Origin of the sequence: Leisingera aquaemixtae, from assembly GCF_006740765.1 — a bacterium.
Lineage (GTDB): Bacteria > Pseudomonadota > Alphaproteobacteria > Rhodobacterales > Rhodobacteraceae > Leisingera > Leisingera aquaemixtae.
Map to the genome: position 1 here is coordinate 620,688 of NZ_CP041159.1, position 24,744 is coordinate 645,431.

Here is a 24,744-nt window from a genome sequence, read left to right on the forward strand (position 1 = left end):
TTGAGGATGTCGTTCCATCGCTCAAGTTCCTGAAAAATATCGTTGAAATCGGGTTGCGACTCGCTGAGGATAGAGTTTGGTGGAACTCTTCTCGACCGCACCAACTTTTCAAGAAAATCATACCCCCCTTCGCAGCCCGGTGCGGCGCTGCGCGTGGCTGGCCTGTTGCTGGAATATCAGTGGCCGGCGGATTTGGCGGCGGGCTGCGGCGTTTCCTGGTTCCGGCACATTGGCGGGCCGGTTATAAGCGCAGTTGCCCCGGGGCGCGGCTTCCGGGGCCAATAACGCCCCAAAGTGAAGCAGCAGTATGTCCAGTCCAGACAACGGGAAGCCCGACAGCAGGATCCTTGAACGCGAGCTTTGCGCGCTGTCCTTGCAGCAGGCTGTGTTGCTGGACGCGGTAGACATGCCCGGCGGCAAGGGCCGCCTTGCCCGGCTGTTTTTCAAATCCGGCACGCCGCCGCAGGCGCTTGGAATACCTTCCGGGTCCGGCAAAACGATCCTGCACAACTTTGGCGGGGCACCTGTTCTGGACGTGGAGATCCAGGACGGGCGCAGCCCGCTTGCGGTTTCCGTTGACGGCACGCGGTTTGAAACCGGCCTGCACCCGGATGAGACGGAGCTGTTTGCGGGCCTGAATGTGCTGGCCGCGGTGCGCAATGGCGAAACGGTGCAGACGGCAGTGGAATGGCTGCGGTTTCACGCGTCGCAGCATGGCCTGCAAGGCGCGGTCATCCTCGACCGGGCGCCGCCGCAGGAGAGCCGGCTGTTCATTCAGTCCCTGCGGGAGCAGGCGGCGGGCATCAAGGGGCTGCAGCGGGTTGTGGTGGTGCATTCCAAACTGCCCCTGGGCAAGGACGGACTGCCGGAGGAGGCGCACCCCTTCAACGTGCCGGGCGCGCCGGGCAAGGACCGGATGGAGATCCCGCCCGCAGATCCCTGGCGCGCGCCGCTGGGGGAATTCCTGATCTACGAGATCCTGCGCGCGCGCTTTCTGGCACGGGCCCGGGCGGTGGCCAATATCGACTTGTTTGATCTGCTGGCCCCCGGCGGCGGCCCCAGTGTCTTTGACCGCGCGGCGGAGGCCCCCAGCGGATGTGTGCGGCTAGGCGGGGTGCAGGCCTACCCCTGGCGGGTGCGCAAGGACAGCGAGGCTTCGTTTGCGGACCATATCTGCACCCAGTTTGACGCCGCTGGTGTGCGCCCCCGCTGGTGCCTGGCCCCGGCCAAGGCCGCAGCGAACTGCGTCTGGCGCCTGATCCGGGTTGTGGGGGCTGTGCCGGACCCCGCGGACGGCCTCCGGTTCTACCGTTGCATGGCGCTGCGCCATCCCACCGAAACGGTGTCCAGGATCGTGCCGAAAACCAGCTTGGTGGAAACCCCGGACCTGCTGGAGCTGGCCACGGGGTACTTCGGCGCCAACCCCGTGCGCATCCCCGAGGAACAGGCGGTCGAGCGCAGCGGCAGCAAGACCAGGACCGCCATTGTCACCACTATGAAAAACGAAGGCCCCTTCATCCTGGAGTGGTTGGCCTATCACCGGGTGATCGGGGTGGATGATTTTCTGATCTACACCAACGACTGCACCGACGGCACCGACACCATGCTGCAGATGCTGCAGCAAAAGGGCCTTGTGCAGCACCGCGAAAACCCGTTCCGGGGCTCCGGCCTGAAACCGCAGCACGCGGCCCTGCAGGCGGCGGAGGATGAAGCGGTTATCAAGGATGCCGACTGGCTGGTCTGCATGGATGTGGATGAATTCATCAACATCAAACGCGGCGCGGGCCGGCTGGCCGACCTGTTCGCGGCGGCGGGCGATGCCAACATGATCTCGATGACCTGGCGGCTGTTCGGCAATAACGACGTGCGCGATTTCACCGGCGGTTTGATCCTGCGCGATTTCACCCGCTGCGCCTTTGAGGTGACCCGCAAGCCGCATCAGGCCTGGGGCTTCAAGACGCTGTTCCGCAACTCTGGCATCTTCAAGAAACTGGGGGTCCACCGGCCCAAGGGGCTGAAGCCGCAGCTGTGGGAGGACATCCGCTGGATCAACGGCTCCGGCCGGGACATGCCGCGCGAGATGTTCCGCAACGGCTGGCGCTCTTCGATGAGCACCTATGGCTATGACCTGGTGCAGCTGAACCACTATGCGGTGCGCAGCGCCGAAAGCTTCCTGGTCAAGCGCGACCGCGGCCGGGTGAACCACGTCGACCGCGACCAGGGTCTGTCCTACTGGTTCCGGATGAACAACAACGCCGAGGAGGAACGCTCGATCCAGCGCATGATCCCGGCGCTGGAGGCGGAGATGGCGCGGCTCTTGGCGGATCCGGAGATCGCGGCGGCGCATGAATACTCCTGCCGCAAGCACCGCGAGAAGATCGAAGAGCTGAAGACCCGGGATGACATGCAGGAGCTGTTTCGCGAACTGACCGGGGACAAGCTGCGCAAGCTGTCGCGGATGCACGCGCATTTCGGCGCCAACGTTTTCCTCAGCGGCCCCGGCGTGATCCCGGACGAGATCGCCGGGAAGGATCCGGACAGCGACTTCTGGTTCACGGTGGCGCGCGGGGAAACCACACATTAGGCCTTGCGGCCCCGGCAGATTGACAGGCCTTCTGGCGGCGGGGTAATTTTCGGTAACAATAAGGCGCGGTTAAGCGGCCAGCGTATCAGGTTTTATAAGGGGCAGGTATCATGGCACTTCCGGCCATTGCGTCACTTTGGGTGGGCGCTGAGCTCAGCTGGCTCGAACAGCTCTGCCTGCAGTCCTTTTTGGACAATGGGCATGAGGTGATCCTGTTCACCTATGAGGGGGTCAAAGGCGTGCCCGATGGCGTGCAGGTGGCTGATGCCAGCGCCATCTTGCCCGCTGAGCGCATCATCCGCCACGCCAAGACCGGCAGCCCGGCCTATCATGCCGATATCTTCCGGCTGCATATGCTGCGCCAGACCGATTATATCTGGGCCGACACCGATGCCTATTGCTGCCAGCCCTGGGACATCAAGGGCAAGCATTTCCACGGCTGGATCTCCGACAACAAGCCGATGGTCAATAACGGCGTGCTGCGGCTGCCCAAGACCTCCAAGACGCTCAAGGCGATGCTGCGGTTCACCAGCGACGAATACTCCATCCCACCTTGGTACAGCGCGCAGAAACAGGCTGAGCTGCAGGCGCTCAAGGACGCCGGGCAGGGGGTTCACGTCTCGCTGCTGCCCTGGGGCGTCTGGGGGCCGGATGCGCTGACCTGGTTCTTGCAGGAAACCGGGGAAATCTCTCATTCCCGCCCGGGCCATGTGATTTATCCGGTGCCGTTCAAGCGGGCAGGCGTGGTGCTGAACCCGAACCGCCCGAACCAGGCGCGGGACCACATCCGCAGCGATACCCTCTCGATCCACTTCTGGGGCCGCCGCTTCCGCAATATCGCCGCCAAATACGGCGGCGTGCCGGCCGAGGGGTGTTATGTGCACGAACTGCTGGCCAAGCACCGGATTGACGCGGAAAAAACCCGCCACCTGCTGCAGCCCGCCCCCGACCCGGAGGAGGCCAGTGCAGATGCGATGGACCCGGCCACCCTGGACTTTTCGATGTTCAGCGACCGGGATGCGGCCAACATTCTGCTGCAGCGTTCCGAGCTGGCACGCTCCGGCCAGACCATCAGGGACTGGATGGCAGGCGACGAGGCGCTCCTGCTGGGGGAAGCCCGGGCGCAGCGGGACCGTATCCTGCAAGGTTCGATCCGGATTGCGGAACGGGAATGCAGCTTCTTTTTTCCCGCCACCGATGCCATCGCGCCCAAGCGCGCCGCCGACATCGGCTGCGGCTATGCGTTTGCCAGCCTTCTGCTGCATCGCCGCTATGGCTGCGAAATCGTGCTGATCGACATCGAAGACGGCAATGGCCGCCATTTCGGCTTTCAGGGCGAAGGGGCAGGCTATACCAGTCTGGAAACCGCCCGGGCATTCCTTGAGAAGAACGGCGTTCCGGCGGAGAAGATCACCACCCTCAATCCCAACACCGAAGACACCGCGGCGCTGGGCAGCTTTGACCTGGTCATCAGCCTGGCGTCTTGCGGTTTCCATTATCCTGTAGGCGCTTACGAGGATCTGTTCCGCAATCAGATCAGCAAGGGCGGCGGTATCGTGCTGGATATCCGCAAAGGCTCCGGCGGCATCGGCGCGATGAAAAGCTTCGGCGCTGTCGAGGTGCTGGCAAAGCACGGAAAATACTCCACCGTTCTGACCCGGAAGGCACAGCAGAAATGACGGAAATGCTTGAAACGCACGGGGTGAAAATCCCGCTGGATCCGGGCGTCATCACCTCAAAGATCGAACGCGCAATCCGCAAGGACCGCTATGAGCTGGATGAGGTCTCTGGCACTCCGAAGTTTCTGGAAAAGGACGACCGCGTGATCGAGCTGGGGGCCGGGATCGGATTCATTTCTTCGTTCCTGGGCGTCAATCTCGGGGTCGAAAACGTGCTCTGTGTCGAGGCCGATCCAACGCTCTGCGCCTTTATCCGCAGCGTCCACGAACTGAACGGCCTGCAATCAGCGCAGGTGCGAAACTGCGTTGCCCTGAATGATGCGGCAGCCGAAGCCCCGGTGTCTTTCTATGTCCGCGAACAATTCTGGTCTTCTTCGCTGGATGGGGAGGAGCCTTACCTCAAGGCAATCGAAGTTCCGGGCTTCCGCCTGTCGAAATTGATCCGGGACTTCAAGGCCAACACGCTAATCGTGGACATCGAAGGCGGCGAGCGCGATCTGTTCGCGCCGGCGGATCTGAGCGGGATCGACAAGATATTCCTGGAGATCCATACGCGAAAAATTAAGAGAATTGGGATAAAGCAGTGTTTTGACGCGCTGTCGCAGAGCGGCTTTTGTTATGACCAGCAGGTCAGTCGCGGCGGCTCGATCCTGTTCCGGCGCATTCCAAAATGGCAGTTGAAAAAGTATGCTGGATAACGGTTTCGACTACCAAACGGTTCTCCCCGCCTTGGATGCGGATGAGGTCGAAAGTGTTGCGGATGTGAATGGCGAGGCCCCCGGTTTGGCCGTCTTGCTGCACCAGCGGTACGGCTGCTCCATCGACGTTGTCAGCCTCGACGGCAGCGGCGCCTTTGTCCCTCTTCCACAGGCGAAGCTGGCAGAATACCTGTCCCGGCTCGAACTGGGCGGGGTCGACCGCGAGGCCGTCCGTGTGGTCGATCAGCCGCACAGGCTGAGACAGTATGATGTCCTGATGTCGCTGAAGGGTTTCGGCGCCGTTCACGCGCCCCGGAAGCTTAAATACGTGCTAGACCGGGCGCTGCATCCGCTCAGCCGCGCCGTCTTTGAAATCCGCAAGGGCTCCGGCAGCTATCCGTTTCTCAAATCTTACGGCGGCTGTAATACGCTGAAACTGCCGGAGGACGGCTGCAACGGGCTTGCGGTGCTCTCTGTCGAGCCGCAGGAGGATGCGGAGCCTGCTGAAGGCTGGGCGCAGACCGCGCAGGCGCTCGCCGGCAAGGAAGGTTTCTTTGACGCGCTGGAGGAGCATTCCTTTTTGTTCATGCCGCGCGGCAAGACGCTGGTGGTCACCTTCGACAACCTCGACATCGCAATGACCAAGCGGGATGACCGGCGGCCTTGGGGGTATGGCTTTATCGAGGCGCAGGGCTGGTCGATGCTGGGGGTGATGGCCAATGGCTGGAGCTGGTTCCGGCACCCCGAAGTCACCCGCAAGTTCGAGGCGCTGCGCGACAGCGGATTTTTCACGCAGTTTTCGCGGGTGGTGTTCTACGGCGCCTCGATGGGCGGCTATGCGGCGGCGGCCTATGCTGCCGCGGCGCCGGGGTCGATCGTGTTTGCAATCAGCCCGCAATCCACCCTCGACAAGACCCTGGTGCCTTGGGAGATGCGCTACAAGAAGGTCTGGGACCGGGATTTCTCCGGGCCCTTCGGGGACGCCGCGCAGGCCAGTCAGGCGGCGGGCGAGGTGCATATCATGTTCGATCCCTATGTGGCGCCGGACGCGGCCCATGCCGCCCGCTTCACCGGGGAAAATGTCAGGCTGTGGCGCTGTCCGCTGCTGGGGCACCGGCTGGGCTCTTCGCTGCAGCAGATGGGCATCCTGCAGGAGATTGCCCGCGATGCCATCGCAGGCGGGCTGACGGCGCACCAGTTCCACCGCCTGCTGCGCAAACGGCACAGCTTTCCCCGCTTCCAGCGGGAGCTGGCAAACCTGGCGCTGGACCGCGGCCATCCCCGGCTTGCGCAGCGGGTCTGCGACTATATTCTGCGCCAGCGGGACGACCGGTTCTTCCGCCGGTTGAAGGCGCGGCTCTAACCCGCGCAAACAGCGGTGCAGCAGGCCGGACCGGGCCGCTGCCGCAGAAAGGACACCAGGCAGCGGCCGGACAGGACAATGAACCAGGCAGACAGCACCATGCGGGACATTACCCTCGCCTTTCACATCGGGGCCCCCAATACCGACAACGGCCAGCTGACCTGGTCGCTGCGCAAGGATGCGCAGCCGCTGCTGGACCGCGGCGTGCTGATCCGCCGTCCGGGCACCTATGTGACCGCCGTCACCAAGCTGATGCACAAGCAGGACAGGGGGCCGGTGACGGATCAGGAGCGCGAGGCGCTGCTGGCCTCGATCGTCAAGGATCAGGACGTGTCCCGCCTCATCCTGACCAACTCGGCCTTTCTGGGGATGCCCGGCTGGATGCTCAGCGGCGGCCGCCTGTTCCGCAACGCGGGCAAGAACACCGCCGCCCTGCGGCACGCGTTTCCCGGCAACCCGTGCGAGTTCTTCCTGGGCCTGCGCGACCCGGCCACGCTGATCGGGCCTGTGTTCCGGTCGCAGTCTGGCAGAACATGGGAGCAATTCGCCGGGCGCACGGATTTCCTGAACCTGCGCTGGTCCGATGTCGTTACGGACATTCTGGAGCACAATCCCGGCTGCCGCCTGACCGTCTGGTGCAATGAGGAAACCCCGGTGATCTGGCCCGCCATCCTGGGCGACGTGACCGGCCTCGGCGGCAGTTTTCGCTTCAGCGGCGCGCTGGACATCACCCGCGGCATCATTTCCGAGCAGGGGTACGAGCGGCTGGAGGCCTATCTCGCCAGCCGCCCCGGCCTGTCCCAAGAGCAGCGGGAGCGGGTGCATGAGCTGTTCCTGACCTACTTCCATTCCGAGGAGGCGGTGGAGGAGGAGATCGACCTGCCGGGCTGGTCGCAGCCGCTGGTGGATGCGATGGGGGAGACCTACATGGCCGACACCGAACTGATCCGCCGGATGCCGGGGGTCACGTTCCTGTCCTGAGACCCGGACATCCGCGCCGCCCTCCGGCGGCGGTTCAGGCTGCCCGGCTTCAACGGCGCGGTAACTGTATGCAGCTTCGAACTCAATCTTGCGCGGGGCCGGCCGCTGCCGTACTCTGCACGGCGGATTGAACGAACGGCGGGAACATGGCCAAACGCGAAAGCAATGTGGAGCGGGTATATGAAGCCCTGCGCCGGATGGCGGCGGATTTTGCCTTCAAGCCGGATCAGCGGATCAACGAAAGCGCGCTGTCCGAGGTGCTGGGCGCCAGCCGCACACCGCTGCGCGAGGCGCTGAACCGGCTGGTGGCCGAAGGGTTCCTGACCTTCCAGAACAACCGCGGCTTCTTCTGCCGCCCGCTGACCCCCAGCTATATCATGGACCTGTACGAGGCCCGGGTGGCAGTGGAATGCGAGGCTGTCCGGCTGGCTTGCACACGGGCCTCGGACGAGGATATCGCGGCGCTGGCGGATGACCTGGACCGGATGGAGCCGAAGTACGAAAGCGCCACCGGCCCGGAGGCGCTTCTGGCGATGGATGAAAGCTTCCACGCCCGCATCGCACAGCTCTCCGGCAACAGCGAGCTGCAGCGCATCCTCAACAACCTCAACGGCCGCACCCGCTATATCCGGCTCATTGACCTCAAGCGCATGCGCGACCGGGCCGGGGGCAAGGCGCCGGGGGACGCCTCGGCGCACCGGCAGATTGCCGAAGGCATCGCCGCCCGCGCCCCGCAGGCCGCAGCGGCGGCCATGCGCAGCCATATCGAAAAACGCCGGGAGGAAGCGACGGAGGCTGTCCGCATCGCCTTTTCCCAGCTGTACGTGCCGGACGAGTAGGGGGGCTGGGCCGGCCGTTTGCGGGCGCCGGAAATTCCTTAATGAAATCTGAAGAATAAGGTCAGGTTTTCTGTCCAAATGTTTCGCGCGCGAAACATTGCGGCAGAGGTGCTGACCTTTCTGTCAGCTCAGCATCAGCAGCCAGAACCACACGGTCAGGATGCTCGCCCCGGTGGCAATCAGCACCGACGAGGCCGCCACCCGCTTGGCCCGCCCGTACATACTGGCAAAGATATAGCCGTTGAACCCGGTCGCCATCGCGGCGTTCAATACGCCCGAGCGGAACAGATCCTGCGGCAGTGCCAGCGCCGATCCCATGGTCCAGACAATGCTCGGGTGGATCATCAGCGAGGTGAAGCAGACAAACAGGATCGCCCGCATATCGCCTTCGGGGCGGTATTTCACCAGCACCCCGCCCAGGGCAAACAGCGCGCCGGGCAGGGCGGCGCGGATGATCAGCGACAGGGCCTCATCCACCACCAGCGGAATGGTCAGCCCCGACAAGTTGACCGCAAACCCCAGCGTGATCCCCAGGATCAGCACATTGCGGAACATCGCATTCAGCACCGAGGCCACGGTCCTGATCCCGCCAGCGCCGCGGTTGCGCACAAATTCCATCGCAGTGATGCCGACGCCGTAGCAGAACGGCGAGTGAAAGGCGATGATCGCGTAATTGCCGGTCAGGTTGTGCGGGCCGAATGCGCGCTCGGTGATCGGCAGGCCCAAGAGCACAGAGTTGGAGAACAGGCAGCAGAAGCCGATGGCGATGCAGTCTTCCCAGTCCCGTTTGAACAGGATCCGGGCACCAAAGACGCCAATCAGAAAGCAGGTGAAGGCACCGGTGTAAAAGCTTGCCAGCAGCCGGGGATCGAAACTGGCAGAGAGGTCCAGTTCCGCCATCGCCTTGAACAGCAGGCAGGGAATGGCAAAGCCCTGGGCAAATTTCATCACCCCTTCGATGTGGTCCTGGCTCAGCACCCCCCTGGCGGTGGCGGCATAGCCCGCACCGACAACCAGAAACACCGGCAGGATGACGTCAATCAGGCTTTGAAACACGCTGCTTCCTCAAATCCCTCAAAAGAAAAAGGGCGCTGAGGTGCGCCCCTTCAGACCTCCATCCGGATCACCATCCCGTCGTAGGCGGGGGTGATATGGTCCGGGGTCTCGGCCTCGACCGTGGCGTAATCCATGTCGATATGCATGTTGGTGATGATGCCGCGCTTGGGCGCCATCTTTTCGAACCACTCCAGCGCTTCCTGATAGCTGAAATGGGTGGGATGCGGGGTGCGGCGCAGGCCGTCCAGGATCCAGATATCCAGCCCTTCCAGTTCCGGCAGGGCACTGTCGGGGATGGTCGACACATCCGGCAAATAGGCCAGCCCGCCAATGCGGAACCCAAGCGCGTCGATAGAACCGTGGCTGACCTCGAACGGGCGGAACGTGATGCCGCCGCCAGGCCCGTGAATGGTGAACGGGCCGCCGATGGTCTTCAGGTCCAGGATCGGCGGATAGGGGGAGTTGTCGGGCTGCGCAAAGGCATAGCCGAAGCGGTTCAGCAGGTCGTTCTGGGTTGCCCCGTCGGCATAGACCGGGATCCGCTGGCGCATGTTGAAATAGACCATGCGCAAATCGTCGATCCCGTGCAGGTGGTCGGCATGGGAATGGGTGTAAACCACCGCATCCAGGCGGCTGACCTCCGCATCCAGCAGCTGGCTGCGCATGTCCGGCGTGGTGTCGATCAGCACCGAGGTGGTTCCGCCCGGCCCGTCACGCTCCACCAGCATCGAGCAGCGGCGGCGGCGGTTCTTCGGGTTCTGCGGGTCGCAGTCGCCCCAGTGGCCGCCAATCCGCGGCACCCCGCCCGAGGAGCCCGAGCCGAGGATGGTAAAGCGCATCTCTGCCATCAGGCGGCGGCCTCATACTGGGCGGCTTTCCAGAACAGCCGGTCAAAGTTCGCCTGCGTCTGCGCGGCAAAATCGGCGTAGTCCATGCCGAACACCTCCGCCCCCGCCTTGGCGGTAAAGGCGGTATAGGCCGGCTGGTTGCGCTTGCCGCGATAGGGCGGCGGCGCCAGATAGGGGGCGTCGGTCTCCACCAGGATGCGCTCCACCGGGGCGGCAGCAAAGATGTCGCGCAGCTCCTGGCTTTTGGGGAAGGCAGCGATGCCGGACATCGACAGGTAGAAGCCCAGGTCCAGCGCCGCCTTGGCCAGTTCTGCGGAGGAGGAGAAACAGTGCATCACGCAGCTGTATGCGCCGTTCTTCATCTCTTCGCCCAGGATGCGCGCCATGTCGTCGTCGGCGGCACGGGCGTGGACAATCAGCGGCAGGCCAGTCTCGCGCGCGGCGGCGATATGGACGCGCAGGGACTCCTGCTGAACATCGGCGCTGTCCGCGGTGTAGTGATAGTCCAGCCCGGTCTCACCGATGCCGACGAATTTCGGGTGCTTGGCCAGCGCCACCAGTTCGTCCACCGTAACCATCGGCTCCTCCGCGGCGCTCATCGGGTGGGTGCCCGCGGCATAAAACACCGGCGCATGCGCCTCGGCAATCGCGCGCACGGAGGGCTCGTTTTTGATCTTGGTGCAGATCGTCACCATCCGTGACACGCCAGCCTCAGCCGCGCTGGCGATCACCTCGTCCAGCCGTCCCTCGAAGTCGGGAAAGTCCAGGTGGCAATGGCTGTCGGTGATCTGGGGGGGCGTCTCGGTCATGTATCCTCTGGTGCCGCTAGCGCCGCGCCAAAGCCTAGCGCGACGCGGTTTCCTGCATCTTGAAAACCGTATCTAGGACAAGCGCCGCGGGGTCAAGGTTCACCGCCTGGCCGTGGCGGGCGCGGGCGGTCACTTCCGCTGCGAGGTCGGCCCAGGCGCGCCCCTTGCGGGGATCGGGAGACAGCCGCGCCAGCATCGCCGCTTCCTGCGGTGCCGCTTCAAGCGCTGGCGGCGCGCCGGTTGCGCCGGTGCGCGCGAGCCGGGCCAGCGCCATCTCTGTCAGCGACAACAGCAGCTCAAACCGCTCCGCCGCGCCGCGCTGCGCCGCCGCTTCGGCCAAGGCCATCGCGCGCTGCCGGTCCAGCCGCGGCATTGAATCGAGGATCTGCACGAGCTCGGCATAGATCTTGAGCCCGCCCAGATTGATCAGCCGCAGCGCCGCGCCGACCGACCCGCCCGCGAGGGCCGCGAGATTGTCCATGTTCTGCGGCAGCTCGACACCGGATTGCGCCAGTGCAGCTTCCATGTCCGGGGCAGACAAAGGGCCCAGCCGCAGGGTGCGGCAGCGGGAGCGGATTGTCGGCAGCAGGCGCGAGGGCTGGTGCGAGATCAGCAGGATCGTGGTGCGCGCCGGCGGCTCCTCCAGCATCTTCAAGAGCGCATTGGCGGCGCTGACGTTCATGTCGTCGGCGGCGTCCACGATCACCACCCGCCGCCCGCCATCGGTGGCCGACAGGCCGAAGAACCGGTTCAGCTTGCGGACGTCGTCGACGACGATCTGGCTGCGCAGCTTGCCCTTGTCGTCGTAGGAGCGGGTGATCGGCGCCAGACCGGGTTCTGCCAGCGCCTGAATCCGGTGCGAGACCGGATGCTCGGGGTCAATGTCCAGCGTCTGCGGCGGGGGCGGGGCGCCGAACAGCCCGTCTTCCGCCGGGGGCGTGGCCAGCAGAAACCGCGCAATCCGCCAGGCCAGCGTCGCCTTGCCGACCCCTTGCGGGCCGGTCAGCAGCCAGCCGTGGTGCAGGCGGCCGGAGGTGTAGGCGGTCAGGAAATCGCGTTCCGCCGCCTCCTGACCGATCAGTTGCCGGGTTTCGCGCGGGTGCGGCGCGCCCTCGGCCTGGTCGGCGCGCGGCAGCTCGTCGCCAGCGCTCATGTCGCGGTTCCTTCCAGCGCGTCTTCTGCCAGCCTGCGCACGTCGGCGGCCACGTCTTCGACCGGGCGGGCGCCATCGACCACCCGGAAACGGTCCGCAAACTCCTGCGCCAGCGCCAGGAAACCGGCGCGCATCTTTTCTTGCAGTTCCACGCCGAAATCCTCGAACCGCTCTTCCTTGCCCTGCCGCCCCTTGGCGCGGGCCAAGCCCTCGGCCGGGTCCATATCGATCAGCAGCGTCAGGTCCGGCTCGCGCCCGATCATCAGCCTGTGCATCTGGTCCACCGCCGCGCGCAGGTCGCCGCGGGACAGGCCCTGGTACATCCGCGTGCTGTCGGCAAAACGGTCGCAGATCACCACCTTGCCCGCCGCCAGGGCGGGTTCGATGGTGCGCTCCAGATGGTCCCGCCGCGCCGCCATGAACAGCAACAGCTCAGTTTCCGCCGACCAGCGGTCAGGATCGCCCTCCAGCACCAGCCTGCGGATCTCCTCCGCGCCGGGGGAGCCGCCAGGCTCCCGCGTCAGCACCACATCGCGGCCCGCCGCGCGCAGGGCTTCGGCCAGCAGCCGGCATTGCGTCGATTTGCCGGAGCCGTCGATGCCTTCGAAGGTGATGAACAACCCGCGCTTGCCGCCCGCCGTCACAGTGCCCCCTCGGGACCGGTCAGGAATTGTTTGATCAGCACCTGCGCCGCGGTCTTGACCCGCACCACAAAGCCGCCCGCGGGCACGTCGCTTTGCGCCACCAGCGGCAGCCGCACCTCCGGCAGTTCCTCCGGCTGCAGCACCAGTTCCGCCAGACGCTGGCCCTTCTTCACCGGTGCCTCGATCGGGCCGTTATAGACGACTTCGCCCTGGATAGTGTTGGCCGACAGCGACGGCAGCAGGATTTCCAGATCCTTGGCCGGCACCAGCCCTACCGATTGCTCGGCCCCCCGCCAAATCTCGGCTTCGGCGATGGCGATACCCTCCTTGGCGACGGTCTTTTTGGTAAATTGGCGAAACGACCAGTTAACGATGGCTTCCGCCTCCTCTGCGCGGCCGCGCTCGGTGTCGAGGCCCGAGACCACGAAAATCACCCGCCGGTCGCCCTGTTTGGCGGAACCGACCAGGCCATAGCCCGCTTCCTCGGTGTGGCCGGTTTTCAGCCCGTCGGCACCGATGCCCAGCCGTAGCAGCGGGTTGCGGTTGCGGATGTTGGATGGCGCGCGGCCGTCGAATTCAAACGTGGTCTCGGCAAACAGCGGGTAGTATTCCGGGAAGTCCTCGATCAGCCGCTCGGCCAGGACCGCCAGATCATGCACCGACATCCGGTGCCCGGCGGCAGGCCAGCCGTTGGAATTGGCAAAGGTCGAGGCGGTCATGCCCAGATCCTCGGCCCGCTTGGTCATGTAGCGGGCAAAGCCGGCCTCGGTGCCATCGGGGCTCAGCGCCTCGGCGATCACCACGCAGGCGTCATTGCCCGACAGCACGATGATGCCGCGCAGCAGGTCCTCGACCCGGACCCGGTCGGTGGTGTCCAGGAACATGGTGGAGCCGCCATAGCTCATCGCGTGCTCGCTCACCGGCAGCCGTTCGTCCAGCGTCAGCCGCCCGTCGCGCAGGGCTTCAAACGCCACATAGAGCGTCATCAGCTTGGACATGGAGGCCGGCGGCAGCGGCACATCGGAGTTTTTGGACAACAGCACCGTGTCGGTGCCCGCATCCAGCACATAAGCCGCGCGCGCGCTGGTATCAAAGGCCGCAGCCGGCAGCGCTGGCAGGCTGAGCGCAAGGCCCGCCGCCAGCGCCAGCCGCAGCGAAGATTTCAGAGCGTGGCGCAAGTAAATGGTGTTTCGTTCAATTAGTGACAGCATAGGCATCCGCAAATCCGGTTTCCTTTACGCTTTTCAGCAGCTGGCTGCGTTCGGTTTTGTTCTGTGCCGGGCCGACCAGCACGCGCCAGAACGTCTTGCCGCTGGAGGATTGTTCCCGCACCACCGGCACCATGCCCGCGCTGCGCATCACGTTGGCGGTCCGCTTGGCGTTCGCCTCGACGCTGAAAATGCCGATTTGGATAAAGGGTTTGTTCAGCGCCGATTTCTGCGGCTTGGGGGCAGGGGCCGCGGCAGGCTCGGCCGTGGCAGGCACGGCCTGCGCCGGGGCGGAGGCGTCAATTGCGGCAGCCGCGCCGGTGATCGGGTCCAGCTGGGTTTCGGTGATCGCGCTGCCCGCCAGCGCGGCCTCATTCACATCCGCGGCCTCCGGCAGCGCGGCGCCATCGCCTGCCTGCTCTTCCAACTGCGGTTCCGGCGCGATTTCCTCGCGCCGCAGGGCGGTCACGTTCAGCTCCACCGGCGCCCCGGCCAGCATGCCCAGGGCCGCCGCCGCATCGGAAGAGACCTGAAGCCGCGGCCCCGGGATTTCCCGCTCGCGCCGGAACAGCGCGCCGATCACGAACTGGCCGTTGGCATTGTTGCGGATGATCACCCGCTCCGGATCCTTGGTATCGGGATGCGCCACCCAGACGCCGCCGATCGAGGGGCGGCCGTCCCACAGGCCCGCTTCAGTCACCTGAAACACCTCGGGCGCTTCCACGTCGCGCTCCACCAGCTTGGTGCTGCTGGAGGCCTGGACGGCGCCTTCGGCCTTGGGTTTGGGTTGCAGAAAGCCCAGTTTCGGCCCGTCCTCGCAGCCTGCCAGCAGCAGCAGGCCCACGGCCGCCGCGGCGGCGCGCGGGGCCGTCATTGCTTTCGACATGGTGTCTTTCATGCTCTCATCCTTGCCTGTGCCCGCGGCGCTTCTGCGCCCCCGCCGGAATGCCCGGTCTTCTTGGTTGGCGCATGATAGCCTGCACATCCGGCCATGAAAACCCTGACAGGCAGCGGCACAAGGGAAACCCGCGAGGACGGCATAAATCCGCGCGGCCGGCGGGGGGCTGCAGTTTTCTCTTGCGGCACGGATTTCCGCTTGCCTCGCCCAGCGTTGCATCCTAAACCGCTGACGGACCGGGGAGGTGGCAGAGTGGTCGAATGCGGCGGTCTTGAAAACCGTTGAACGTGAGAGCGTTCCCAGGGTTCGAATCCCTGTCTCCCCGCCACTCAGCCCAGCAGCCTTGCCCATCAGACGCCAGCAGGTGCGCCGCCGGACTCAGCCCTTGCGCAGCAGGTAGATATCCATGATCCAGCCATGCTCTGCACGCGCCTTGGCGCGGGTTGCAATGATCTTGTCCGAGACCTCCGCCAGCGGCCCGGCGACGGAAATCTGGTTCTCCATCCCGGCATAGGCGGTCCAGAAGATCTCTACCCCCTGCGGGCCAATGGCCTGAAAGGAACACTCGCCGTCCAGCATGATCACCAGCGTATCCGCGCTGTCCGGCCAGCCGTTTTCGCGCAGCTGGCGGCCTGTCGTGATGGTGAAGGGCGCGCCGATCTCATTGACCGGGATGGCATGCGCCGCGGTCAGCGCCTGGATCGAGGTGATGCCCGGGATCACCGTCAGCTTGATCTCTGCCAGCTTCTTCAGCCGCTCGGCAATCCGCATGGTGCTGTCGTATAGCGACGGATCGCCCCAGACCAGAAACCCGGCCTTGCCGCCGTCGGGCAGGTTGGCGGTGATGGTCTGCCACCAGATCTGTGCGATGGCGTCGTGCCAGTCGTCCACCCGCTTGCGGTAGCTTTTGGTGGCCTCGTCGCGCACCGGCAGGACAAACTCCACGATCTTGGGGCCATCGCCCTTGATCGCGCGGTTGCAGATCTCGCGCCTGAGCCCGGCCAGGTCGTCCTTGCCCGCGCCCTTGTTGGGGATCAGGATCAGATCCTGCGCGTTCAGCGCCTCAATCGCCTGCAGCGTGATGTGCTGCGGGTTGCCGGTGCCGATGCCAATCAGGGAAAGCTCAATCATGACGGGGCCTTTCACGTGAAAACACGGCCCCCTATGGAGCCGCGCCGTTGGTGTTGCAAGCCTGGAATGGCGGTCAGGAGCCTTCGCCGCCTGCCGGCACGGTCAGCGTGGCCGCCACCGGCTGGCCGTCGACCACCAGCTGGCTGTGGCTGTTGGTGTTGAGCGAGACCGTGACCTCGGCTCCGCCGGGCAGGGCGGGCAGATGCATCCAGCCGGCATAAAGCCGGGCGAGTTTTTCGCCGTTCACATAGACATGCGCATGGCCTTCGCCGTCCGCGTCCGCGGCGGAGGCGTTCTCGGGCGCAAAGCGGAAGTTCTGCGGGATCACCTGCAGGTTCCAGCCGGTCATCGGGTCCTTGTGCAGCTGGATGGCAACGCTGGGGGCATCCGGGCCTGCGGGCAGGCTGACCGATTGGGAATGGTCATGCGCCGCCATTCCGGCAGAAGTGCCGCCGTGGTGCGCCGGGTCGCCGTGGTCATGGCCGTCAAAGGTCACGCCATTGCCGGCGGCGATCACAAAACCGGCGCCGCCGCCGAACACCAGGCCGATGGCGAAAAGAGCGAGAGAGCGGGACATATCGGAATCCTTGGAAATGAAAGTCCCCGCCGGTTGGGACCGGCGGGGATCATGTCAGGCTAGGATCAGGCGGCAGCTTCTGCGCGTTTGCCTTCTGCCTGCCAGAAGTATCCGGCAAAGCTTCCCAGCAGCACCCAGGCGGCCATGCCGACGCCAAAGGCGCGGGCGGCAAACAGTGCGCCGATCTCGGTCGGAACCGGGCCGGAGAAGCTCTCGGGCTCGGGCGCGCCGATGATATGCGGGGCCATCAGCAAGAGGGCCGCGATCAGGTAGCTCACCAGGTTTCCGCCGAAGGCGATCAGCCACATGGCCACGCCGGCGGCGGCGACGGTGATCGTCCACCAGATCTGGCGCGCACCGACGTCAGCGGCAGCGACACCCGGCACTTCCGGCGCCAGCGACAGGCCGGGCGCAAAGTGGAAGGTGATGAAGCCCGCGAGACCCCACAAGAGGCCGGTGCGCGCGCTGATCTCATGGCCCTGGCGCTCGGCCACGGACATCAGCGCCGCCATCACCAGCGCATAACCGGTGTAGGTCAGCATGGTGAAGACGATGCTGAGGCCATCGCGCACAGGCTCGGCGAACAGGCCGGGCAGGTCGGGATGCGCGGTTACGGGGTCAGCGCCGAAATGCACCAGCTCGCCGCCCTCATAGAGTTCGGCGTGGAGCAGCACGGGCTGCACGAAATACAGCTGCAGCAGGGCGGTAATCAGCCCTGCTGCAGCACCAGCGAACAGGCCGCTGGTCAGAATGCGACTGAACATGGCCTTAGTGGCAGGGGAAGCCGGTTGCGTGGCGCACGTCATGCGCGGCGTCATGCAGGGCGGATGCCTGAACATGGCCGGTCAGCGTGATGATCCCCAGCCCCAGAACCACGGCAAACAGAGCCGGAATTACACTGGTGCCAGCGGCAGAAGCCTTAAGCGTCTTGGTCGTCATTTCTTGTCCTCCTCACCGTCACACCCGACGGTATAAGTTGCGTTCCCATACGGCCGGTCTCCTGACTCGCGGGTCGCTGCTGCCTGCCTCCTTCCCGGCTTGCGCCAGTGGTAATGGCAGGCCGCTCGCCGCTCACAGTCGCGGGGGCGGTTGAGGCTTCGGTGCCGCGATTTGGTCCACCGTCCTCATTCCCGTTTCAGTCCCAGTGCTTAGGCACCATCAGACACCGTATCCGTTGGTAATGCCCCGCGCGGCTGAGTCTGGTCAAGGACGAAACCGCCAATCCGGAGTGCTTCCGCGTCACGGGGCACAGGATTCCTGGTTGAGGGAAGGCGCACCAGGGCGCGGGAAAAGAATGTGCCGCTGCCCGCCGCGGGCGGATCAGCCGAGATCAGCCGGGATGCGGGCAATCGCCTTGAAGCGCAGCTGGCCCAGCGGCCGGGCATCGGCAAAATTGCCATCCAGACTGTCGCCGTACATCCGCAGGAAGGTGAGGATGTCCGGCAGATCCCCGGCGGTGATTTCCCCGAACAGATAGGCGGTCTTGCCGCATTGCCGCACCGCCAGAGTCTGCGGCCTTTGGCAGCCGGACATGCAGTCCGCCTGCTGCAGCCGCACCTTCACCCCGGCCGCTTCCAGCGCCGCGGCGAGCTGCCCGAACAGGGCAGGGTCCGCGTCGCGGCAAGTGCGGCACAGGGTGAGGGTGGGCAGGCTCATGCGCCGGGCAGTTCCTGGTCGGCCAGCGGCCCGTAGAGGATCAGCACCGGCGCCTTGGTCTCCATCGCGCGCAGCACCGCGGGCAGTTCGCCTACATTGTGGCAAAACAGTTTCTGCTCCGGCGTGGAGACCCCCAGCGCCACCAGCGCGTGGGTGTCCGCGGGCAGTCCCGCCTCCATCAGCTTCTCCGCCAGCGCGGCAAAGGTGCTTTTGCCCATGTAAACCACGGTGGTGGCGTGCGGGTCGGCCAGCGCCGCCATGTTGAGGTCATCGGGCAGCCCGCCGGTCACGTCATGGCCGGTGATGAACTGAAGCCGCCGCGCGGTCAGCCGCCGGGTCAGCGGAATGTTCGCCGCCGCCGCCGCCGCCGAGGCCGCGGTAACGCCCGGCACGATCTCGAACCCGATGCCGGCCGCACGCAGGGCGGTGATCTCTTCCTCCAGCCGTCCGAAGACACCGGAATCGCCGGATTTCAGCCGCACCACGTTAAGGCCGCTCTGGGCGTAATCGACCAAAAGCTGGCTCACATGGTCCTGCTTGGGCGAGGGGCGGCCGGCCCGCTTGCCGACGCCCACCAGATCGGCGTCGGCGCGGGCATGGCTCAGGATCGGCCCCGACGACAGGTCGTCGAACAGGATCGCATCCGCCGCCTGCAGCCGCTTCACCGCCTTGACGGTCAGCAGCTCCGGGTCGCCGGGGCCGGAGGACACAAAGGAGACAAACCCGCTCATGCGCGCTCTCCCGTGATCAGGTGGAAGAAGGTGCCGGTGACGTTGCCCTTGATCGAGCCTGTCTCGGGCACCGGGCCGCCGTCGGCATCCATGACCTGCGCCAAGGGCGCGTCGGGTTCTTCCAGAATGGTGGAGTAATGGAATTCATGGCCGCGCAGGGCGGTGCCTGCGCCAAAGCCCGGCATCCCCGCCTGCAGAATGGCGCGGCGGTAGCCGAGGTGGAACTTGCGCTTCTCATAGGAGGTCACAAGACCCAAGAGGCCCAGCATCCGGTGGCGGTTGCCTGCCTTGTCGATCAGCGCCTCGCCCAAGGCCATGTAGCCGCCGCATTCGCCATGCACCGGTTTGGTCTCGGCGTGTTTGCGCACGCCCGCGCGGAAGGTCTCCGCCGCCGCCAGCGCCGGCCCGTGCAGTTCCGGATAGCCGCCGGGCAGCCAGACCAGATCGGCATCCGCCGCAGGGGCCTCATCCGCCAGGGGCGAGAACGGCAGGATCTCTGCCCCCGCCGCGCGCCAGCCTTCCAGAAGATGCGGGTAGGTGAAGGAAAACGCCGCATCGCGGGCCAGCGCAATGCGCTGGGCGGGCGGTTCCGGCAGACTGGCCTGCGCGGGTGCGGGACCCGCCAGGGCTGCTGCCTTGATCGCGTCGAGATCGACATTCTCGCGCAGAAAGGCCGCATAGCCAGCGATGGCGGCTTCCAGATCGGGATGTTCCACCGCCTGGATCAGGCCAAGATGCCGCTCCGGCAGCGCCAGATCGCCGCGCCGGGGCAGGGAGCCCAGCACCTTGATGCCTGCTTTCTCCATCCCCAGCCGCGTCAGCCGCTCATGCCGGGGGCTGGCGACGCGATTCAGAATGACACCGGCAAAGGGCAGTTCCGGGTCATAATTCTTGAACCCCAGCGCGGTTGCCGCCGCCGACTGCGCCTGGCCGCCCACGTCGATCACCAGCACCACCGGCCAGCCCATTCGTTTGGCGGTCTCGGCAGAGGAGCCAAAGCCCGACTGCCCGCGCGTCGCCACACCATCGTACAGGCCCATGGAGCCTTCACCGACGCAGATTTCCGCCCCTGCCGACTGGCTGGTGACTGCATCCAGCAGCGCGCCGTCCATCGCCCAGGTGTCCAGGTTGAAACTGGGCCGTTTGGCCGCTGCGAGGTGGAAGGCCGGGTCGATATAATCCGGCCCGCTCTTGTAGGGCTGCACGGTCAGCCCGTCCTCGGCCAGCGCCCGCAGAAGGCCCAGCATTACGGTGGTCTTGCCAGTGCCAGAGGAGGGCGCCGAGATCATCAGTCCGGGAGGGTTCATATTTGTCATGGCCTCAATCGTCCCCATGGCTCCAGCTCGACCACGGGCTGTCGGCGCTCTGCGGCCGGTAGCGGCGGTCGTAGTCGGCGGAATAGAGGCAGCTTTCGTCAAAGCCCTCGCCCTTCAGCACCGGCCCCACAAGGATCAGCGCGGTGCGGGAGATCTTCTCGTCCAGCGAGTCCTTCAGGGTTTCGAGAGTGGCGCGGATGATCTGCTGATCCGGCCAGCTGGCGCGGTAGACCACGGCGACCGGGCAATCACCGCCGTAATGCGGCGTCAGGCTGTCCACCACATGATCCAGATTGCCGATCGACAGGTGGATCGCCAGCGTGGTGCCGGTCCGCGCAAAATTCTCCAGCGACTCGCCTTCGGGCATTGAGGATGCGCGCCCCGGCGTGCGGGTCAGCACCACTGACTGCCCAAGGCCCGGCAGGGTCAGCTCGGTTCCCAGTGCGGCAGCCGCAGCGGCAAAGGACGGCACGCCAGGGGTCACGCTGACCGGGATGCCCTCAGCCTTAAGGCGGCGGATCTGCTCGCCCATCGCGGACCACACCGACAGATCGCCGGAATGCAGCCGCGCCACGTCCTGTCCCGCCTCATGCGCCGCCTTGATTTCCGCCACGATGGCATCCAGGTCCATGGCCGCGGTGTTCACGATTTTCGCGTCCGCCGGGCAGTGGCTCAGGATCTCCTCCGGCACCAGCGAACCGGCATAGAGGCACACCGGGCAGGCGGCTATGATGTCGCGCCCGCGCAAGGTCAGAAGGTCGGCAGCGCCCGGTCCGGCGCCAATGAAGTGAACGGTCATGGCTCAAGTCTTTCTGCTATGGCCGCGGTGGCAAGCCCATCCGCGGTGACAACTCTGGGGGCGAGAAGGCGTGATCTGGCGCCCTTCACCCCATGGCGCGCGCCCGCCAGCGCCGCGGCTTCCGCCAGCGACCCGGTGCCGAACCGCGCCTTGATCCGGGGCGAGCAGGTCAAGGTCTGCTCTCCGGCAATATCCTGTTCCTGTAAGGCAATCACCGGCAGGCCGATGCTGCGCGCGAACTCCTGCATGGCAGGGGTTTCAGCTTTTTCGGTAACGGACGCCAGCGCATCCACCTGCGCGCCGGTCAGCGCCAGCGCCGCCTGCAAATCCGCCGCCGTGGCCGTGCTGCGGAACCCGATGCCTGCCACCTTCATCGCGTGACGCTCCACTGGATGACGGGCCGGGCGCGTTCCCAGCCGCGCATGGTGCCCAGCGGGCCGGCTTCGGCGATCTCCGCTTTCAGCAGGTGGCCGCCGCGTTCCGCATGGGCGCGCATCAGCAGGGTTTCGGTCTCCAGCGTGACGCCGTTTGCGACCAGCCGGGTGCCTTCGGGCAGGATGTCCCACAGATGGTCCAGCAGTGCTTGCGAGCCGCCGCCGCCGATGAAGACGCAATCGGGCAGCGGGTGGCCGTCCAGCACGGCGGGCGCCTTGCCCAGCACAGCGGTCATCCGGTGCTCTATCCCAAAGGCGGCGGCATTGGCGCGAATGTTTTCCAGCCGGCTCTCCCGCGGCTCAAAGGTGATGGCCCGCGCCCCGCGCGCCGCCAGGCACCACTCGATCGAGACCGAGCCGGAACCGCCGCCGATATCCCACAGGAGTTCTCCCGCGCGGGGCGCCAGCGCCGACAGAGTCAGCGCCCGAATGGGGCGTTTGGTGATCTGGCCGTCGCTGGCAAAGAGGTCATCCGCTAGGCCGGAGGCCTGCGGCAGCCCGTTCTTGCCCAGGGCTTCAACCGCCACGGCTACAGGCGCCTGAATGTCCTGCAGATCAAAGCCTTGGGCCGCGGCGCAACGCACCCGCTGCCGCGGCCCGCCCAGGCACTCCATCACGGTCAGGGTTGAGGCGCCAAAGCCCGCATCTGCCAGCCATTCCGCCAGCTCAGCCGGGGCCACGCCGTCGCGGAGGGTGCAGATCACACGCGTGCCATTCCCAAGCAGCGCACGCAGCCGCGCATATGGCGCCGCGTGCAGGCCGAGGCACAGCACCTCTTCCAGCTTCCAGGCCAGATGGTTCGCCGCCAGCGCAAAGGTTGAGGAAACGGGGTGAGAGATCCACTCGCCCGCCTCCATATGCCGCGCCAGCGAGCCGCCGGCGCCATGCCAGAACGGATCGCCCGAGGCCAGAACGGCCACCTTGCGGCCGCGCAGCTCCAGCACCGGATCAATGGAAAACGGCACTGGCCAGGGCTGGCCCTTGCTGCCTGCGTCCGCCAGCTCCAGATGCCGCGGGCCGCCGAATATCACTTCAGCCTCTGCCAGCGCCTTCCGGCTTGCATCGCTGAGGCCTTCCAGTCCATTTTCGCCCAGACCAATGATTGTCAGCCATGGATCAGACATGACACGCATCCTTCTTCTGGGCGGCACCACCGAGGCCTCGGCGCTGGCCAAGACCCTGGCCGGGGCGGGTATGGATGCGGTGTTTTCCTACGCGGGCCGCACCGCGCATCCCGTCAGCCAGCCGCTGCCCACCCGCGTCGGCGGCTTTGGCGGCATAGAAGGATTTGCGGCTTACCTGGAGGCCGAAAACATCACCCATGTGGTCGATGCCACCCATCCGTTTGCCGCACAGATGAGTTCCAACGCGGTCCACGCCTGCGAGGCGGCGGGTGTGCCGCTGTGCGCCTTCGAGCGCCCGGCCTGGCAGGCGGGGGAGGGCGACCAATGGCTGCACACGGACAGCATAGAAGAGGCCGTCAACGCGCTGCCTGATACGCCGGCGCGGGTGTTCCTGGCGATCGGCAAGCAGAACCTGACCCAATTCGCGGCCAAGCCCCACCACCACTACCTGCTGCGGCTGGTGGACGCGCCGGAAACGCCCCTGCCGCTGCCGCACACCACGGTCGAGATCGCCCGCGGGCCGTTTGATGCGGCGGGCGACACCGCGCTGATGCAGCGCCACGCCATCACCCATGTGGTCGCCAAGAACGCGGGCGGCGCGGGGGCCGCAGCCAAACTCACCGCCGCGCGCAATCTCGCCCTGCCGGTCATCATGATCGGCAGACCCGAGGTGCCTCAGCGTCCCGTCATGGGCAACGTGGCAGAGGTGATGGCCTGGCTGTCGCATCCCGCAGATTAACCCTCAGCGGCGTAGCGCGGGGTGTAGACGTAATTGCCAACCCGGCGGGTGTCGCGGTTGCCGACGATGACCACGGTGCGCATGTCGGCCATCTCGGGCGTCGCGTCCTTCAGCGGCACCGTCAGCAGCTCCTGTCCCGGCTTGGTCACGTCGCGGGCAAAGGTGATCAGCGTCTCCGCGCCGCAGGCCTCCCGCAGGATTTCCAGCGCGCGGGCAAACTGATGCGGCCGCGATTTGGAGCGCGGGTTGTAAAACGCCATCGCAAGCCCGGCCTCGCCGACCAGCTGCAAGCGCTTTTCAATGAGGCTCCAGGGCTTCAGGTTGTCGCTGAGGTTGATGGCGGCGAAATCATGCCCCAGCGGCGCGCCGATGGCGGCGGCGGCGGCCAGCATGGCGGTGATGCCGGGCAGCACCCGGATGTCCAGATCCAGCCACTCAGGGTTGCGTTCGGCGTTGCTTTCCAGCGCTTCGAACACGGCGGAGGCCATGGCAAACACCCCCGGATCGCCGGAGGACACCACGACAACCCGGTTGCCCTCAGCCGCCATTTCCAGTGCATGGGTGGCGCGGTCCACCTCGACACGGTTGTCGGTAGCGTGCAGGGTCAGGCCCTCACGCGGTTCAACGCGGTTCACGTAAGGGATATAGCCAACGATATCCGTGGCTTCGCCAATAGCGTCGCGCACTTCCTGCGTCACCAGCGCCTCGTTGCCGGGGCCGAGGCCCGCGATCACCACCCAGCCGTTTTTCGATAGTTTCATGGCCGGCGCCCCTGTCCGTGAACCAGTACGATGGAGAAATAGGGCACCTCGCCGTCGATCTCCGAGAGCTTCTGAACGCTCTGCCCTGGCATAGTGCCGCGCTCGACCAGCCAGGCGTCTTCCGCACGGCCCGCACGTTCCAGCGCGCGGCGCAGCTTGGGCAGGTTGCGGCCGATCTTCATGACGACCAGCGCGTCGGTCTCAGCCGCGCGTTTGGCCAGCTCATCCTCGCTGAGGGTTGCCATCGCCACGGTCAGCACATCGTCCCCCCAAGTGATCGGCTGGCCTGAGGCGGTCCAGCAGCCGGACATACCGGTGATGCCGGGAACGATCTCCTGCGCGGCGCGGCCCTGCAGGCGCGTGTAGAGATGCATGTAAGAGCCGTAGAGGAACGGGTCGCCCTCGCACAGCACCACCACGTCTTCGCTCTTGGCGATCTCCGCCAAAGTAACCGCCCAGCGGTCATAGAAGTCCGCCAGCACCCGGTTGTATTCGGGGTCGGAAAAATGGATCTCGGTGGTGACCGGATATTCCATCGCGTGTTCGGTGACACCCTCGGCCAGCATACCCTCGACAATGGCGCGGGCCTGGCCCTGGCGGCCTGCCTTGCGGAAATAGGCGATGTGGCGCGCGCCTGTGATCAGCCGGTGCGAGCGCACGCTCATCAGGTCGGGATCCCCGGGGCCAAGCCCTGCGCAGATGACTTTGCCCATGGG

Annotated in this window: 26 protein-coding genes, 1 tRNA gene and 1 riboswitch; of the genes, 8 read left to right on the forward strand and 19 right to left on the reverse strand. The window is 65.8% G+C overall.

Annotation, left to right across the window (positions count from 1 at the left end; translation table 11 throughout):
* The first annotated feature begins 307 nt into the window (after positions 1–307).
* From R2C4_RS04695 to R2C4_RS04720, 6 genes are all read left to right on the forward strand, one after another.
* Positions 308–2,584, forward strand: a complete 2,277-nt coding sequence (locus R2C4_RS04695) for a glycosyltransferase family 2 protein (RefSeq protein ID WP_167510240.1) — start codon at positions 308–310, stop codon at positions 2,582–2,584.
* A 110-nt stretch (positions 2,585–2,694) separates the two neighbouring features.
* A complete protein-coding gene (locus tag R2C4_RS04700; RefSeq protein ID WP_141889771.1) occupies positions 2,695–4,263 on the forward strand; it encodes a class I SAM-dependent methyltransferase in 1,569 nt (522 codons plus the stop codon).
* Positions 4,260–4,961 (forward strand): FkbM family methyltransferase, encoded by a 702-nt coding sequence (locus R2C4_RS04705; RefSeq protein WP_141889772.1) that lies wholly within the window; start codon positions 4,260–4,262, stop codon positions 4,959–4,961. The genes R2C4_RS04700 and R2C4_RS04705 overlap by 4 nt, the downstream gene beginning before the upstream one ends.
* A complete protein-coding gene (locus R2C4_RS04710) occupies positions 4,951–6,324 on the forward strand; it encodes a hypothetical protein (protein WP_141889773.1) in 1,374 nt (457 codons plus the stop codon). The genes R2C4_RS04705 and R2C4_RS04710 overlap by 11 nt, the downstream gene beginning before the upstream one ends.
* 78 nt (positions 6,325–6,402) lie before the next feature.
* Positions 6,403–7,305, forward strand: coding sequence for a hypothetical protein (locus tag R2C4_RS04715; RefSeq protein WP_141889774.1), 903 nt, complete (start codon positions 6,403–6,405; stop codon positions 7,303–7,305).
* Between the two features lie 146 nt (positions 7,306–7,451).
* Positions 7,452–8,144, forward strand: coding sequence for a GntR family transcriptional regulator (locus tag R2C4_RS04720; protein WP_141889775.1), 693 nt, complete (start codon positions 7,452–7,454; stop codon positions 8,142–8,144).
* A 123-nt stretch (positions 8,145–8,267) separates the two neighbouring features.
* Here the strand turns inward: R2C4_RS04720 and R2C4_RS04725 are convergent, their stop codons facing one another.
* From R2C4_RS04725 to R2C4_RS04755, 7 genes are read right to left on the reverse strand one after another with little or no spacing between them, the layout of a single operon-like run.
* Entirely contained in the window at positions 8,268–9,200 is a 933-nt protein-coding gene (locus R2C4_RS04725) for an AEC family transporter (RefSeq protein WP_141889776.1), read from the reverse strand.
* Positions 9,201–9,250: 50 nt separating this feature from the next.
* The gene (locus R2C4_RS04730) at positions 9,251–10,048 is read right to left on the reverse strand and encodes an MBL fold metallo-hydrolase (protein WP_141889777.1); all 798 of its coding nucleotides are present in this window, start codon (positions 10,046–10,048) and stop codon (positions 9,251–9,253) included.
* Positions 10,048–10,857 (reverse strand): TatD family hydrolase, encoded by an 810-nt coding sequence (locus R2C4_RS04735; RefSeq protein ID WP_141889778.1) that lies wholly within the window; start codon positions 10,855–10,857, stop codon positions 10,048–10,050. The genes R2C4_RS04730 and R2C4_RS04735 overlap by 1 nt, the downstream gene beginning before the upstream one ends.
* 34 nt (positions 10,858–10,891) lie before the next feature.
* Entirely contained in the window at positions 10,892–12,010 is a 1,119-nt protein-coding gene (locus tag R2C4_RS04740) for a DNA polymerase III subunit delta' (protein WP_141889779.1), read from the reverse strand.
* Entirely contained in the window at positions 12,007–12,654 is a 648-nt protein-coding gene (tmk, locus tag R2C4_RS04745; RefSeq protein ID WP_141889780.1) for a dTMP kinase, read from the reverse strand. Before tmk ends, R2C4_RS04740 begins: the two co-directional genes overlap by 4 nt.
* Positions 12,651–13,865 carry a D-alanyl-D-alanine carboxypeptidase family protein gene (locus R2C4_RS04750; RefSeq protein ID WP_141889781.1) on the reverse strand — a complete coding sequence of 405 codons (1,215 nt, stop codon included), beginning with the start codon at positions 13,863–13,865 and terminating at the stop codon, positions 12,651–12,653. The genes tmk and R2C4_RS04750 overlap by 4 nt, the downstream gene beginning before the upstream one ends.
* Positions 13,849–14,760: an SPOR domain-containing protein gene (locus R2C4_RS04755; protein WP_141889782.1), complete on the reverse strand. Its 912-nt coding sequence runs from the start codon at positions 14,758–14,760 to the stop codon at positions 13,849–13,851. Before R2C4_RS04755 ends, R2C4_RS04750 begins: the two co-directional genes overlap by 17 nt.
* Before the next feature lie 238 nt (positions 14,761–14,998).
* Between R2C4_RS04755 and R2C4_RS04760 the strand changes: the two genes are divergently transcribed.
* Positions 14,999–15,088: transfer RNA gene (locus tag R2C4_RS04760), tRNA-Ser, on the forward strand.
* Positions 15,089–15,138: 50 nt separating this feature from the next.
* On the opposite strand, the gene cobF is transcribed toward R2C4_RS04760, so the two are convergent.
* From cobF to cbiE, 10 genes are all read right to left on the reverse strand, one after another.
* The gene (gene cobF, locus R2C4_RS04765; protein ID WP_141889783.1) at positions 15,139–15,891 is read right to left on the reverse strand and encodes a precorrin-6A synthase (deacetylating); all 753 of its coding nucleotides are present in this window, start codon (positions 15,889–15,891) and stop codon (positions 15,139–15,141) included.
* A 73-nt stretch (positions 15,892–15,964) separates the two neighbouring features.
* Positions 15,965–16,468: a hypothetical protein gene (locus tag R2C4_RS04770; RefSeq protein ID WP_141889784.1), complete on the reverse strand. Its 504-nt coding sequence runs from the start codon at positions 16,466–16,468 to the stop codon at positions 15,965–15,967.
* A gap of 65 nt (positions 16,469–16,533) precedes the next feature.
* Positions 16,534–17,232: a CbtA family protein gene (locus tag R2C4_RS04775; protein WP_141889785.1), complete on the reverse strand. Its 699-nt coding sequence runs from the start codon at positions 17,230–17,232 to the stop codon at positions 16,534–16,536.
* A 4-nt stretch (positions 17,233–17,236) separates the two neighbouring features.
* Positions 17,237–17,407, reverse strand: a complete 171-nt coding sequence (locus R2C4_RS04780) for a CbtB domain-containing protein (RefSeq protein ID WP_082649410.1) — start codon at positions 17,405–17,407, stop codon at positions 17,237–17,239.
* A 34-nt stretch (positions 17,408–17,441) separates the two neighbouring features.
* Positions 17,442–17,653, reverse strand: a riboswitch (cobalamin riboswitch).
* A 135-nt stretch (positions 17,654–17,788) separates the two neighbouring features.
* Positions 17,789–18,124: a DUF1636 family protein gene (locus tag R2C4_RS04785; RefSeq protein WP_141889786.1), complete on the reverse strand. Its 336-nt coding sequence runs from the start codon at positions 18,122–18,124 to the stop codon at positions 17,789–17,791.
* Entirely contained in the window at positions 18,121–18,855 is a 735-nt protein-coding gene (gene cobA / locus R2C4_RS04790) for a uroporphyrinogen-III C-methyltransferase (RefSeq protein WP_141889787.1), read from the reverse strand. Before cobA ends, R2C4_RS04785 begins: the two co-directional genes overlap by 4 nt.
* Positions 18,852–20,171, reverse strand: a complete 1,320-nt coding sequence (locus R2C4_RS04795; protein ID WP_141889788.1) for a cobyrinic acid a,c-diamide synthase CobB — start codon at positions 20,169–20,171, stop codon at positions 18,852–18,854. The genes cobA and R2C4_RS04795 overlap by 4 nt, the downstream gene beginning before the upstream one ends.
* Positions 20,172–20,175: 4 nt before the next feature.
* A complete protein-coding gene (gene cobM, locus R2C4_RS04800) occupies positions 20,176–20,970 on the reverse strand; it encodes a precorrin-4 C(11)-methyltransferase (protein ID WP_058284272.1) in 795 nt (264 codons plus the stop codon).
* Positions 20,967–21,344, reverse strand: coding sequence for a cobalamin biosynthesis protein (locus R2C4_RS04805; RefSeq protein ID WP_141889789.1), 378 nt, complete (start codon positions 21,342–21,344; stop codon positions 20,967–20,969). The genes cobM and R2C4_RS04805 overlap by 4 nt, the downstream gene beginning before the upstream one ends.
* Complete coding sequence (gene cbiE, locus R2C4_RS04810) at positions 21,341–22,528, reverse strand: precorrin-6y C5,15-methyltransferase (decarboxylating) subunit CbiE (RefSeq protein ID WP_141889790.1); 1,188 nt, start codon at positions 22,526–22,528, stop codon at positions 21,341–21,343. The genes R2C4_RS04805 and cbiE overlap by 4 nt, the downstream gene beginning before the upstream one ends.
* Here cbiE and R2C4_RS04815 point away from each other — a divergent pair.
* Positions 22,527–23,267 (forward strand): cobalt-precorrin-6A reductase, encoded by a 741-nt coding sequence (locus R2C4_RS04815; RefSeq protein WP_141889791.1) that lies wholly within the window; start codon positions 22,527–22,529, stop codon positions 23,265–23,267. The two genes, cbiE and R2C4_RS04815, sit on opposite strands and share 2 nt — an antisense overlap.
* Here the strand turns inward: R2C4_RS04815 and cobJ are convergent.
* Both cobJ and R2C4_RS04825 read right to left on the reverse strand, forming a co-directional pair.
* The gene (cobJ, locus tag R2C4_RS04820) at positions 23,264–24,028 is read right to left on the reverse strand and encodes a precorrin-3B C(17)-methyltransferase (protein WP_141889792.1); all 765 of its coding nucleotides are present in this window, start codon (positions 24,026–24,028) and stop codon (positions 23,264–23,266) included. The two genes, R2C4_RS04815 and cobJ, sit on opposite strands and share 4 nt — an antisense overlap.
* Positions 24,025–24,741, reverse strand: coding sequence for a precorrin-2 C(20)-methyltransferase (locus R2C4_RS04825; protein ID WP_141889793.1), 717 nt, complete (start codon positions 24,739–24,741; stop codon positions 24,025–24,027). The genes cobJ and R2C4_RS04825 overlap by 4 nt, the downstream gene beginning before the upstream one ends.
* Positions 24,742–24,744: the final 3 nt, after the last annotated feature.

Coding starts and splice junctions, on each gene's coding strand:
- R2C4_RS04695 (WP_167510240.1), top strand. CDS start 308: ATGTCCAGTCCAGACAACGGGAAGCCCGACAGCAGGATCCTTGAACGC.
- R2C4_RS04700 (WP_141889771.1), top strand. CDS start 2,695: ATGGCACTTCCGGCCATTGCGTCACTTTGGGTGGGCGCTGAGCTCAGC.
- R2C4_RS04705 (WP_141889772.1), top strand. CDS start 4,260: ATGACGGAAATGCTTGAAACGCACGGGGTGAAAATCCCGCTGGATCCG.
- R2C4_RS04710 (WP_141889773.1), top strand. CDS start 4,951: ATGCTGGATAACGGTTTCGACTACCAAACGGTTCTCCCCGCCTTGGAT.
- R2C4_RS04715 (WP_141889774.1), top strand. CDS start 6,403: ATGAACCAGGCAGACAGCACCATGCGGGACATTACCCTCGCCTTTCAC.
- R2C4_RS04720 (WP_141889775.1), top strand. CDS start 7,452: ATGGCCAAACGCGAAAGCAATGTGGAGCGGGTATATGAAGCCCTGCGC.
- R2C4_RS04730 (WP_141889777.1), bottom strand. CDS start 10,048: ATGGCAGAGATGCGCTTTACCATCCTCGGCTCGGGCTCCTCGGGCGGG.
- R2C4_RS04735 (WP_141889778.1), bottom strand. CDS start 10,857: ATGACCGAGACGCCCCCCCAGATCACCGACAGCCATTGCCACCTGGAC.
- R2C4_RS04740 (WP_141889779.1), bottom strand. CDS start 12,010: ATGAGCGCTGGCGACGAGCTGCCGCGCGCCGACCAGGCCGAGGGCGCG.
- R2C4_RS04750 (WP_141889781.1), bottom strand. CDS start 13,865: ATGCTGTCACTAATTGAACGAAACACCATTTACTTGCGCCACGCTCTG.
- R2C4_RS04755 (WP_141889782.1), bottom strand. CDS start 14,760: ATGAAAGACACCATGTCGAAAGCAATGACGGCCCCGCGCGCCGCCGCG.
- cobF (WP_141889783.1), bottom strand. CDS start 15,891: ATGATTGAGCTTTCCCTGATTGGCATCGGCACCGGCAACCCGCAGCAC.
- R2C4_RS04770 (WP_141889784.1), bottom strand. CDS start 16,468: ATGTCCCGCTCTCTCGCTCTTTTCGCCATCGGCCTGGTGTTCGGCGGC.
- R2C4_RS04775 (WP_141889785.1), bottom strand. CDS start 17,232: ATGTTCAGTCGCATTCTGACCAGCGGCCTGTTCGCTGGTGCTGCAGCA.
- R2C4_RS04780 (WP_082649410.1), bottom strand. CDS start 17,407: ATGACGACCAAGACGCTTAAGGCTTCTGCCGCTGGCACCAGTGTAATT.
- R2C4_RS04785 (WP_141889786.1), bottom strand. CDS start 18,124: ATGAGCCTGCCCACCCTCACCCTGTGCCGCACTTGCCGCGACGCGGAC.
- cobA (WP_141889787.1), bottom strand. CDS start 18,855: ATGAGCGGGTTTGTCTCCTTTGTGTCCTCCGGCCCCGGCGACCCGGAG.
- R2C4_RS04795 (WP_141889788.1), bottom strand. CDS start 20,171: ATGACAAATATGAACCCTCCCGGACTGATGATCTCGGCGCCCTCCTCT.
- cobM (WP_058284272.1), bottom strand. CDS start 20,970: ATGACCGTTCACTTCATTGGCGCCGGACCGGGCGCTGCCGACCTTCTG.
- R2C4_RS04805 (WP_141889789.1), bottom strand. CDS start 21,344: ATGAAGGTGGCAGGCATCGGGTTCCGCAGCACGGCCACGGCGGCGGAT.
- R2C4_RS04815 (WP_141889791.1), top strand. CDS start 22,527: ATGACACGCATCCTTCTTCTGGGCGGCACCACCGAGGCCTCGGCGCTG.
- cbiE (WP_141889790.1), bottom strand. CDS start 22,528: ATGTCTGATCCATGGCTGACAATCATTGGTCTGGGCGAAAATGGACTG.
- cobJ (WP_141889792.1), bottom strand. CDS start 24,028: ATGAAACTATCGAAAAACGGCTGGGTGGTGATCGCGGGCCTCGGCCCC.
- R2C4_RS04825 (WP_141889793.1), bottom strand. CDS start 24,741: ATGGGCAAAGTCATCTGCGCAGGGCTTGGCCCCGGGGATCCCGACCTG.